The organism is Niabella aquatica, assembly GCF_054779315.1.
The window spans coordinates 109,833-122,272 of the sequence record NZ_BAAGYM010000013.1 but is presented as its reverse complement, the minus strand read 5'-3'; the positions used below and the strand labels follow the sequence as shown (position 1 = coordinate 122,272).

The 12,440-nt window shown below is 38.7% G+C and carries 7 protein-coding genes; all 7 read left to right on the top strand.

Annotation, left to right across the window (positions count from 1 at the left end):
- Positions 1-36: 36 nt before the first annotated feature.
- The 7 genes from ACYVBM_RS11595 to ACYVBM_RS11565 all read left to right on the top strand — a co-directional run bounded on the left by ACYVBM_RS11595 (position 37) and on the right by ACYVBM_RS11565 (position 12,353).
- Positions 37-2,418, top strand: a complete 2,382-nt coding sequence (locus ACYVBM_RS11595; RefSeq protein ID WP_460685823.1) for an ABC transporter permease — start codon at positions 37-39, stop codon at positions 2,416-2,418.
- A 111-nt stretch (positions 2,419-2,529) separates the two neighbouring features.
- Positions 2,530-4,926 (top strand): ABC transporter permease, encoded by a 2,397-nt coding sequence (locus ACYVBM_RS11590; protein ID WP_460685822.1) that lies wholly within the window; start codon positions 2,530-2,532, stop codon positions 4,924-4,926.
- A 123-nt stretch (positions 4,927-5,049) separates the two neighbouring features.
- Complete coding sequence (locus ACYVBM_RS11585) at positions 5,050-7,536, top strand: ABC transporter permease (protein ID WP_460685821.1); 2,487 nt, start codon at positions 5,050-5,052, stop codon at positions 7,534-7,536.
- Positions 7,537-7,630: 94 nt separating this feature from the next.
- Complete coding sequence (locus ACYVBM_RS11580) at positions 7,631-10,030, top strand: ABC transporter permease (protein ID WP_460685820.1); 2,400 nt, start codon at positions 7,631-7,633, stop codon at positions 10,028-10,030.
- 10 nt (positions 10,031-10,040) lie between these two features.
- Positions 10,041-10,253 carry a hypothetical protein gene (locus ACYVBM_RS11575; protein WP_460685819.1) on the top strand — a complete coding sequence of 71 codons (213 nt, stop codon included), beginning with the start codon at positions 10,041-10,043 and terminating at the stop codon, positions 10,251-10,253.
- Positions 10,254-10,276: 23 nt separating this feature from the next.
- Entirely contained in the window at positions 10,277-10,585 is a 309-nt protein-coding gene (locus tag ACYVBM_RS11570) for a hypothetical protein (RefSeq protein WP_460685818.1), read from the top strand.
- 82 nt (positions 10,586-10,667) lie between these two features.
- Positions 10,668-12,353, top strand: coding sequence for an ABC transporter permease (locus tag ACYVBM_RS11565; RefSeq protein WP_460685817.1), 1,686 nt, complete (start codon positions 10,668-10,670; stop codon positions 12,351-12,353).
- Positions 12,354-12,440 lie beyond the last annotated feature (87 nt).

Genomic DNA, 12,440 nt, shown 5'->3' with positions numbered 1-12,440 from the left:
TTGATGATAGCGAAACATTAAATATCAAATCCGTCTATGTTCAACAATTATATAAAAACCATTTTCAGGAACCTTTGGAACAATAAAGGGTACAGCTTTCTGAATATTTTCGGACTGGCTATTGGTATCACCTGCGCAGGAATCATATTCCTCTGGGTTGAAGATGAAGTAAACTATGATCAGTTCAATACCAAAAAAGATCGCCTGTATCAAGTGATGACCAATCAAAAATACGAGGCCCATATAAGTACTTTCAGATCTACCCCTACTCCGTTAGCTCCCGCTTTGCAGCAGGATATACCAGGTATTATTAATACCTGCAGAATGGCAGACTATAATGTGAAGAAACTATTCACAATCGGCGGGAAATCTTTATATGCATCAGGGGGCTTTGTTGACCCTTCTTTATTCAATATGTTTACCCTTCCATTTTCAGAGGGTAACACAAAAAATGCTTTTTCTAAACTGCACTCGCTGGTGATTACAGAAGCCGCCGCAAAAAAGTTTTTTGGGAAAGAGACGAACATAACCGGCAAAACAGTTCGCATGGACAATGACCAGGATTACATTATTTCCGGGGTTATCAAAAACATCCCTGCCCACTCGTCGCTTCAATTTGAATGGGTGGCGCCTTTTGAAGTTTGGTATATCAAAAATCAATCATGGGCAAATAGCTGGGGTAATAATGCTGTTGACACTTATATTGAACTCGCCCCCGAAGTATCAGCCAAAGTCATTGGTAAGTCCTTTAGTAATAGTATTCGTACAAGAGAACCCGAATCGAATGTAACGCCTATTTTGTGGAGTATGAACGACTGGCGTTTACGGGGCACTTTTGACAATGGCCGGCAAACCGGAGGCGGGAAAATAGAGTATGTTCAAATGTTTTCGGTCATTGCCTGGATTATACTCATTATTGCCTGTATCAATTTCATGAACTTATCTACAGCAAGAAGCGAAAAAAGAGCTAAAGAAGTGGGAGTAAGAAAAGTTTTAGGGGCAGGCAAACTAAAATTAATAACCCAGTTCATTGGAGAAGCTATCTTTATGGCCTTTTTATCAGCTATTTTAGCGATTGCATTGATGGCGCTGGCGTTACCGGTGTTTAACGGGGTTTTTCAAAAAACGCTCTCCCTGGGCTTCAACAACCCTTCGCATATATTCGTATTACTGATCATAATATTTATCTGCGGGGTCATTGCCGGCAGCTATCCATCATTTTACCTATCCTCTTTTTCCCCGGTTATTGTTTTAAAAGGGAGGAAATCAAAAAACGGAAGTGCAGTTTATTTAAGAAAAGGCCTTGTTATAACACAATTCACCATTTCCATCATATTAATTATAAGTACTGCAATTATTTTTCAACAAATACGGTACGTAAAAAGCCGCAACCTGGGATTTAATAAAAACAACCTGGTAAGAATAGATATGAATGATGAAATGAAGCAGAATTACTCCGGTATACAACAGAGCCTGCTGGCTACCGGTTTGATTGACCACTTAGGCTTTTCTAACTATAATACGCTTTATGCAGGAAATAACACAGGAAGCCTGATCTGGAGCGAAAAATCGTCAAATGATAAAATCCTGCTTTCAATGCGGGGTATTTCGCCTGGCTTCCTAAACACTTACGGTATAAAAAAAATATCAGGTCGCGATTTTGTGGCAACTGATAGCATACCATCTAAAAATATGAATGTCATCATTACTGCTTCACTTGAAAAAATGATGGGCAATAACAGCGCTTTGGGCAAAAAACTTTTTTGGAAAGGAGGCGCTGATGAATTAACGGTAGTAGGTGTAGTTAACGATTATATATATGGTGACATGTATGCAAAACCCGATCCGGTCGTTTTCTTCTTTAACAACATATCAGATGCAGCCAATCTCTATATCCGCTTAAAAACAGATGTTGACATAGAAAATGCTGTTCAAACAATCTCATCAATTATAAAAAGAAATAACCCGTCCTACCCTGTTACCTATCATTTTGTGGATGAACAGTTTGACCAAATGTTCGAAAATGAAACGCTGATCAGTACCCTATCTAAAATATTCGCTTCGCTAGCTATTTTAATCTCCTGCCTGGGTTTATTTGGACTTTCTGCTTACACTGCAGAAAAGAGAACAAAAGAAATTGGCATACGAAAAGTATTGGGTGCAAGTGTTACAGGCATTATAGCATTGCTGTCAAAAAATTTTATACAGCTCGTAGCATTAGCCTGTTTGATCGCATTTCCCATTGCGTGGCTGATCATGCATAACTGGTTACAGAATTATCAATACAGGATTGCAATAAACTGGTGGATATTTTTAGCAGCAGGAATTTCAGTCATACTGATCGCATTAATCACCGTCAGTTTTCAATCTGCAAAAGCATCGCTTGCAAAGCCGATGAAGAGTTTGAGAACAGAATAATGAATAGTGAGTAGTGCAACAAGTAAAATATGCAAATAGTAACAAAATATCTCATACCTGGCATCTGGAAAGAGGAGACCCGGAACCGGTAACCCAATAATCGCTCAGACCATGTTTAAAAACTATTTCAAAATCACATTCAGAAATCTTGCACGAAACAAGATTTATTCCATAATTAACGCTGCAGGTTTGAGTATTGGCCTGGCTTGTGCTATGCTTATTCTGTTGTATGTAAATGATGAAGTAAGCTATGACCGTTTTCATAAAACCGCTAACCGGATTTACCGTATAGATAAGCAACAAATAAAAGGAGATGGAAACGTTCATTTCGGCAGTTATACAGGATATTTTCCGGGACCGCGTTTTGCGGCGAAGATTCCTGAGATACAACATTTTGTCCGATTTGAACCTGGCTATGCCGATATTAAATCAGGCAGCGATATTCAATCACAATCAATAAGCATTGTTGATGCTAATTTCTTTTCAGTATTTAGCTTTCCTTTAGTGAGCGGCGGCAATGCGAAAACTGTATTAACGCAGCCTAATTCGGTAGTGATTACTGAAGATATGGCGAAGAAATATTTTGGCAATTCAGATGTGGTTGGCAAAACAATTGCTATAAAAAACAAAGGAACGTTTGAACCATATATTGTAACAGGTGTTGCAAAAAATTGTCCGCAAAATTCGTCTATAAAATTTTCGGTTGTATTGCCTTTGAAAGTTCCCGCAGTCGATGAAAGTAATAATAATAATTGGTTTAATTCTTTTCTTACCACGTTCGTTGTACTTTCTCCAAATGCAAATGTTAAAGCCGTTGAAAACAAAATGGATAAGGTTTTCAAAGCTGATGCAAGCGAAGCTATTAATGAAATAAAAACAAAATTTGGCATTAAAGATGTAGGTATTTCTTACGCGCTCGAGCCGCTTACGGCCATTCATCTCGGCAACATGGTGCCGGATGAGGATGAAGCGCTTTCTGATAAAAGCAATCCAACATTCTCTCATATTCTTTCTGCTATTGCTGTTTTTATTTTATTGATTGCCTGTATAAATTTTGTAAACCTTACAATTGCAAGGTCTGTAAGGCGTGCAAAGGAAATCGGCATCCGAAAAGTAATAGGCGGCAGACGAAAACAACTGATGATACAATTTTTAACTGAGTCGTTCATCTTATGCCTTATTGCTTTTGTCTTTGCCATTGCTATTGTAACAGCAGTGCTTCCTGTATTCAACCAGCTTTCAAACAAAGCCCTTTCACTTTCTTATTTGTTCAATGCAAAACTTATTACAGGTTATATAATTCTTCTCATAATTACAGGTTTGTTAGCCGGGTTTTATCCGGCAGTAGTGCTATCCAATTACAATCCTGTAAAAACACTATACAGCCATTTCAATTTTGCATGGAAAAACTATTTACAAAAATCATTAGTTGTATTTCAATTTACCCTGGCATCATTTTTAATTATTGGCACGCTGGCTTTTTTTTTACAGTTCAACTATCTCACCAAACAAAGCTTAGGCTATGATGACAGTAATTTAATCGCCATTAATAAATCGCCATTAACACGAAGTGAAGCTCTTTTATTTAAACAACAATTAATAAAGAACCCTGACATAATTGATGCTGCTCCGGGAAGCGATGGTTATAATGGCAACACGGTAAAAATAAGTGGCGATAAGCATATAAATATTTCTGTTGAAACCATTGATGTCTCTTATTTGCCTTTAATCAAAGTGCCGGTTATTGCAGGCAGGAATTTTTCTGCCGATTATCCATCCGATTCAACACATGCGGTTTTAGTGAATGAAGCATTTGTACATCAAGCCGGATGGAAGCAGCCTGCTGGCGAACAAATAACAAACTTCGATGGCGATAATTATACAGTGATAGGCGTGGTAAAGAATTATCACTATAAGCCTTTAACCGAAAAAATAGAGCCGCAGCTTTTTACCATGAACCCTGCAAACAGTTATGGAATGATGTATATAAAAATCAGGCCCGGCACTGAATCCGCAAGTTTGCAATACATAGCAAAAACATTTAAAGATTTATTTCCGTTAAGCCCGTTTATTTACAATTTTAAACAGGAACAAAATAAACTGAGTTATGCGGCAGAAGCCCGGTGGAAACAAATTATTTTATTCAGCGCCATACTGACCATTTTTATTTCCTGTACAGGTTTATTTGGCCTATCTGTTTTATCAGCAGAAAAAAGAACAAAAGAAATCGGGATACGTAAAGTGTTAGGCGCATCTGTAAGCAGCATTGTATCTATTCTGTCAACTGATTTTTTAAAGCTGGTTTCTATTTCATTAGCTATATCAATACCGCTTGCATGGATGGCAACCAACAAGTGGCTGCAGCATTATCCATATCGCATTACGCTTAATTGGTGGTTGTTTGCGATAGCAGGCTTGTTGGTGATATTGATTGCAATGCTTACAATTAGTTTTCAATCAATAAAAGCAGCACTTGCCAACCCGGTTGCAGCATTACGGAGCGAATAGCATCCTAAGGCCCCGAAAGGAGGACTTAATAAGAGGTTTATAAATGTGAACAACTTTTAAATATGAACAACTTTATATTATAATCAATCTAAAATCCGCTCCGCCATTCCGATAGTTATCGGTATGGCGGAAGGTAAGGAGTGGCTTATGTTCAAAAATTATTTTAAAACCGCATTCAGAAGTTTAAAAAGATACAAAACTTACGCCATTATAAACATTGCAGGCTTAGCAGTTGGCATTGCTGTTTGTATGATGATCTTTATGATCATACAATTTCATACGAGCTTTGATGATTTTCACTCAAAGAAAGATCGCATCTATCGTGTGTTGACGGAATCTCATCCTGCAGATGTTGGAAATATTACTTATGCGAAAAATACTCCTTTTCCAATGCCCACCGGATTGAAAACTGAGTTTCCCCAACTGGAACAGGTAGTCCCTGTTTATGCAAGCCACAATGACGAGTTGCAGGTGCTTGATGATAATGGAACTCCTGTAAAGAATTTTAAAGAGCAAAGCGGTGTGTTTTATACATCGTCTTCATTCTTCAACATGTTTAACTTCCCGCTGCTCGCAGGTTCCTATTCCTCGTTAAAAGATCCGAACAATGTATTGCTTACAAAAGAGATTGCAGAAAAATATTTTGGCGACTGGAAAACAGCGATAGGTAAAACCATTAAAATAACAGGATATTATAGCATGGGTGCAGGATTGTTTCAGTTTCAGGCAACAGCGCTGAAAGTTTCAGGCATTCTTGCAACTATACCGGCAAATACAGATTTTCAGCTAAAATTGGTGGTTGCTTACGGAACAAGTTTTACCGGTGATAAAGAACATGGATTTCAACAACCCGGTGGGAATGGAACGGCGCCTGACTTTGGTTGCTATGTTATGTTGCCCTCAAACATGTCTGCCGCCAATTTCAATCAGCAATTGAGCGCGTATGCACGAAAGGTACAACCTGCCGGCAATAAGGATAGTTATGTTCTACAACCAATAAGCGCTGTACATTATGATGCGGCCGCTGGTAATTACAGTAACAAAACAATCAGTCACGAATTAATTAATGTGTTGTGGTTAATTGCCTCCTTCATCCTTTTAATAGCCTGCGTAAACTTTATCAATCTCTCCACTGCACAAGCGGTAAACCGTGCAAAAGAAGTAGGTGTTAGAAAAGTGTTGGGAAGTAATAAATCTCAATTGCAGATCCAGTTTATCGTTGAAACATTTCTGATAGTTACAATTGCTGTAATACTTGCAGCAATTATTACAATACTTGCATTGCCTCCTGTAAATAATATTTTAGAACTTTCACTTTCATTCAGCACACTAACCAATCCCGCAGTTATTTTATTTATGTTTAGTGTTGCCATTGTTGTAACCGCACTCGCCGGTTTTTATCCTTCTGTTGTTTTATCACGTTTCAACCCGGTTACAGCTTTAAAAAGCAAACTTGCCGTAAATACAACAAAAGGAATTTCATTAAGAAGAGGATTGGTGGTGTTTCAATTCATCATTGCCCAGGCGCTCATCATCGGGGCGCTCATCATTGTAAAGCAGATGGATTATTTTATGAATCAACCGTTAGGCTTTAACAAAGATGCCGTTGTAAATGTTCCTTTTCGCCCGGATAGTACCGGCAGCAAGCTGACGGGTTATTTAAGGCAACAGTTATTGCAGGTAAGCGGCGTGCAGGCAGTAAGCTTCAGCTCCAACACGCCGATTGAAGATGATAATAATATGTTTACCGCATTCAAATTTGATAATGCAATAAAGGATGCAGATTTCCAGGCTATTACCAAATTCGCAGACAATGATTATGTGCCGACATATAAATTACAGCTGGTAGCCGGCAAAAATTTGCAACCCTCTGATCCGACAAGAGAATTTTTGGTAAATGAATCAATGGTAAAAAGTTTAGGGCTTAAAAAACCGGAAGATATATTGAACAAAGAAATAAGCATAATGGGTGGTCTGATAAAATGTCCTGTTGTAGGTGTATTGAAAGATTTTCATGACAGGTCTTTACGCCAGAGTCTGGCACCATTGCTTATTACCACTAATGCAACCATGTACCGTCAGGCTTCAATAAAACTGGCAACCATAAACATGGCTTCTACCATGCAATCCATTAAAAAAATATGGGAGCAAACTTTTCCGGATTATGTTTATGAATACAGGTTTTTGGATGATAAAATTGATAGTTTTTACAAACAGGAAAACCAGTTGTCAAAGTTGTATAAGATCTTTGCCGCCATCGCTATATTCCTTAGCTGTCTTGGGTTGTATGGGTTAGCCTCATTCATGGCTGTACAGCGCATTAAAGAAGTGGGTATTCGTAAAGTATTGGGGGCTACCGCAGGCAATATTGTTTATTTGTTTTCAAAAGAATTTATCCTGCTCATTGCAATTGCCTTTGTGATTGCCACACCCATTGCATCGTATTACATGCATCAATGGTTGCAGGATTATGCTTATCGCATTCATGTGAGTTGGTGGTTGTTTGTTGTGGGCGGAATTGCTGCCATTGTTATTGCATTGGCAACGATAAGCTTCCAGGCAATAAAAGCAGCGATGGCAAACCCGGTTACAGCATTACGGAGCGAATAGCCCATCCCCCGCAGGGAGGACTTAATAGCGGCATCAAATATTATGTTATGAACAACATTGTACTTTATAATTGATTAAAAAAAATTCTTTCCTCATGGGAAGCAAGGAGGGGTTTATGTTTCAAAATTATATAAAAACAGCGTGGCGGAATATCATCCGAAGCAAAGTCTTTTCTTTTATCAATATTATGGGGCTGGCCCTTGGTTTGGCATGCAGCTTACTGATCATGCTTTGGGTGAATGATGAAAAAAAGGTAGATGCATTTCATAAAAATGGGGAATACTTATACCAGGTGTATGAGCGGAATCATTTTGATGGAAAAACAGATGCAGGTTATGTTACACAAGGCCTGCTTGCCGATGAATTAAAAAAGACGGTCCCAGAGATCCGGTATGCAAGCGGATTTGAGCCTGTTGCAGCACCCGGCAGCAGCAGTACATTTGAAGCAGGCAAAAAAACGGCCAAAATGAATGGTGCGTTTGCCGGGGAAGATTTTTTTAACATGTTCAGCTATCCTTTATTGCAGGGCAGCATCACTACGGCATTGAACGAACCCAATACTATTGCTATATCAAAACACATGGCTGAGTATTTTTTTGATAATGCTTCCAACGCAATCAATAAAATAATCCGCTTTGATAATAAGGAGGAACTGAAAATAACAGCTGTATTTGATAATGCGCCGCCCAGGTCATCATTACAGTTTGATTTTTTAAGAACATGGGTAGATTTTGTTAAGCAAAACAACTGGGTGCATAACTGGAACAACACAAGTCCGCAGACTTTTATACAACTGAAGCCTGATGCTGACGCTGCAAAAGTTCAGGCCAAGATCAGGGACTTTATCTATAATTACAAACAAAAAGATAAAAGCTTTGTTACGGAACTCGCATTACAGCCCTTTGCAGAAAAATACCTTCATTCAAACTTTAAAAACGGATACCCCGATGGCGGAAGAATTGAATACGTTCGGCTCTTCAGCATTATTGCTGTATTTATATTGCTGATCGCCTGCATCAATTTCATGAACCTCGCAACAGCACGTTCCGCAAAACGGGCAAAAGAAGTGGGTATAAGAAAAGTAATCGGCGCTATGCGGTCTGCATTAATTGCACAGTTTGTTGGCGAAGCAATTATACTTACCTTTATTTCAATCATTATTGCAATTGCATTTGTTCTGTTGAGTTTACCTGTATTTAACCAGTTTACCAATAAACAATTATCCCTTCCTTTTAATCAACCTGCATCCTGGCTAATTATTCTCGGTTTATTGTTAATTACAGGCATTATTGCTGGCAGCTACCCGGCATTATTTCTTTCTTCATTAAAACCGGTGCGTGTTTTAAAAGGAGCTTTAAAATTTAGCTGGAGTACGACATTCTTCAGAAAAGCATTAGTTGTTTTTCAGTTTGCGATGAGTATATTTTTGATTATCGCGATGATCGTTATATATAAGCAACTCAATTATATTCAAACAAAAAACCTTGGTTATGACAGAGATAACCTTATATATATTCCTATTGAAGGGGATCTCGTAAAAAACTACAAAATCTTCAAGCAAAAAGCCCTCGCAGATCCCGCGATAGCAAATGTTTCAAAAATGCGTAACTCGCCCACAGTCATATCTCATCATTTTTTAGGTATTAGCTGGCCGGGTAAAGATCCAAATCTAACAGTACCATTTGCTGCCGGTATTGTAGGCTATGATTTCGTAAAAACAATGAATCTTCAAATGAAGTCGGGGCACGACTTTTCAAAAGAGTATGGAACAGATGCTGCGGGGTACCTTGTGAATGAAACTGCTATTGACAAGATGGATTTGAAAGATCCTATTGGCAAAATAATCAATTGGGAGAACCGCGAAGGTAAAATAATTGGTGTGATAAAAGATTTTCATTTCAGTTCATTGCATGAAACTATTGAACCCTTAATTATAAGGCTGGATGAAAACTGGAGCTGGGGAACCGTTTTTGTGCGTATCAGAGCCGGTAAAACAAAAGAGGCTATTGCTTCTCTGCAACAAATATGCGCAGAACTGAACCCTGCATTTCCATTTACTTACCAGTTTTCTGATCTTGAATATGCCAAATTATATGTAAGCGAATCGGTGATAAGTAAACTGTCCAACATTTTTGCTTTTTTGGCCATATTCATATCCTGTCTCGGTTTGTTTGGCCTGGCAACTTTTAGTGCAGAACAACGTACCAAAGAAATAGGAGTACGAAAAGTGTTAGGTGCTTCTTCTTCAAATATTGCACAACTCTTATCCGCAAGTTTTTTAAAACCAGTTATAGTTGCTTTTTTAATTGCATTTCCGGCGGCATGGTGGGCAATGAGCATGTGGCTGCAGGACTATGCTTATAAGATCGATATTAACTGGGGGATGTTTGCAATTGCAGGATTGCTGACGGTAGGGATAGCATTAATAACAGTAAGTTATCAAAGTATAAAAGCGGCAATAACAAATCCTGTAAAGAGTTTGAGAACAGAATAATAAAACATTCATGAGCGAAAACAGAATATGGTTATTAATGGCAAGAAAACTTTCGGGCGAAGCTTCAGAGAAAGAGCTGAAAGAATTTGAAGAATTGCTGAAAGAAGGGCCGGAACTATTGTTTCTGTATGAAATCATATCCTGTTTTTGGAATAATGATGCGGTGATTCATCAGAAAGCAGACAAAAACGAACTTCAGGAAATACTAAAGAGGTATGGGTAATATACGCTTTTAAAATAAACGCTATGATCAAAAGTCATCTCAAAACCGCATGGAGAAATATTGTCAGGAGAAAGCTGTATACCTCACTCAATATTATTGGGTTAGTTGCGGCTATAGTTTGTGCATCACTTTTATCTCTTTTTATCAGTTTGCATTACAGTTTCTACAGGTATCATAAAAATGCCTCTACTACTTACAAAATAGTTAATGAAATTCACTATGAGAAAACAGCCTATGTAAGTAGTGTATCAGTGGGTATGTATCAGGCATTGTTGCGAGGCAATCCTCATACCAAAACCACCGGCGTAATGTTGAATAACCAGAGCGCTTGAGCAATAAAATAAAAATCATTTATTCAATTCAATCACTGTTCATACAATGCTTAAAAATTATATAAAAATAGCCTGGCGCAATATGCTGAAAAGCAAATTTCATACATTCCTGAATATTATAGGTCTCGCTGCCGGCATTGCTTTTACATTGCTGATCGCGGCCTATATATGGAGTGAGCTGCACGTAAATAAAGACCTGCGAAATGTTGATCAACAATATATCGTCCAAAGCAAATGGGCCAACACCGGTGAGGGTAGTGAAATAGTAACGCTCGGCCCCCTGGCAAAAATCTTAAAAGAAACATATCCTAACCTCGTAAAAAATTATTACCGGTACGATGGTATCACTTCAAGCGTTTACAAAGGAGATAAAAGCTTCAGGGAAAATTTACAAATGGGTGACAGCACCTATTTGAATATGTATGGTTTTACATTATTGCATGGTAATGCAGCTACCGCGCTGCGGGATCCGTTTACGGTTGTGATCACTCAAAGCGACGCCAAAAAGTATTTCGGCAAAACAGATGTGATCGGGGAAAATATTTCTATTGAAAACTTCTCCGGAGAAAAACATGATTTTAAAATAACCGGCGTTTTAGATACGTATCCGAAAAACTCCATTACAAACCTTATAGAAGATAGCCCTAACAGCTTTTTTATTTCCGATGCTAACCTGGATTTTTTTGGCAGGACCATGGATTGGCAAAACCCTTCCATTGCCAGTTATATTGAATTACAGGATGGTGTAACTACTAAAGACCTTGAAAAGCCTATTACCCAGATCATGAAAAGAGATGCACCATCAAAGTTCCAGGCAGATCTGACCCCTTACCTCCTACCTTTAAAAACCTATTACCTCGATCAAAATAACGGGCTTGTAAGAAAAATGATCTATGCCCTGTCTGCCATTGCCCTGTTTATACTCGCAATGGCTGTAATCAATTTCATAAATATGTCCGTAAGCCGCTCTGCCTCCAGGATGAAAGAGATCGGTATCAGGAAGGTCTTAGGAGGCATGAAAAAGCAGCTGGCAATACAATTCCTGCTGGAATCTGTCATCATTGTTTTGTTCGCCACTATTATATCCTTTATCGTTTATGCATTAACGAGAAATATTTTCAGCAGCATACTCGGCAAGGAAATCCCACTGCTTACAGCATTCCCGGTCTATTATATCCTGTTCCCGGTTTTGTTTATTCTGGTACTGGGCCTGGGCGCCGGCCTCTACCCCGCTTTTGTACTGTCTTCCCTGAGGTCTGTTGAATCGCTTAAAGGCAAAATCACATCTGTAAAAGACAATGTTTTGTTACGCAAAGGGCTTATTACTTTCCAGTTTGTTACCGCAACCACTGCTCTTGCCGGCGCTATCATTATTTCAAAACAGATCAATTTTTTCCTAAGCAGGAACCTGGGTTATAATAAAGAATATGTGTTATCCGCGCAGGTACCACGTGACTGGACAGAGGCCGGCGTTGATAAAATGATCACCATAAGAGACCAGTTTAAAACGATACCATCAATTCAGGAGGTATCCCTGTCTTATGAAGTACCTGATGGAAATAATGCCGGGCAATCCTATATCTATCGCCAGGGTGCCGACACTGCAAAAGCGCTACCCATGCAGTTCCTTAGTTCTGATGAGCGCTTTATAAAACTCTACGAGATACCACTGCTTGCCGGGTCGGTTTTCCAGGGAAACAGGCTTGATTCAGGAAAAGTAATAATGAATGAAACCGCCGTTAATTCCTGGGATTTGACAATGCGATAACAGCAATAGGGCAACAGGTAAGATTTTTAGGTGATCCTACGGTTTTTACTATCAGCGGAGTTACGAACGATTTTCATTTTGGCTCTA

Excerpts from the sequence above, each read along its gene's own strand:
- ACYVBM_RS11575 (WP_460685819.1), top strand. The coding sequence starts at position 10,041 with ATGAGCGAAAACAGAATATGGTTATTAATGGCAAGAAAACTTTCGGGC.
- ACYVBM_RS11565 (WP_460685817.1), top strand. The coding sequence starts at position 10,668 with ATGCTGAAAAGCAAATTTCATACATTCCTGAATATTATAGGTCTCGCT.
- ACYVBM_RS11580 (WP_460685820.1), top strand. The coding sequence starts at position 7,631 with ATGGGAAGCAAGGAGGGGTTTATGTTTCAAAATTATATAAAAACAGCG.
- ACYVBM_RS11595 (WP_460685823.1), top strand. The coding sequence starts at position 37 with ATGTTCAACAATTATATAAAAACCATTTTCAGGAACCTTTGGAACAAT.
- ACYVBM_RS11585 (WP_460685821.1), top strand. The coding sequence starts at position 5,050 with ATGGCGGAAGGTAAGGAGTGGCTTATGTTCAAAAATTATTTTAAAACC.
- ACYVBM_RS11570 (WP_460685818.1), top strand. The coding sequence starts at position 10,277 with ATGATCAAAAGTCATCTCAAAACCGCATGGAGAAATATTGTCAGGAGA.
- ACYVBM_RS11590 (WP_460685822.1), top strand. The coding sequence starts at position 2,530 with ATGTTTAAAAACTATTTCAAAATCACATTCAGAAATCTTGCACGAAAC.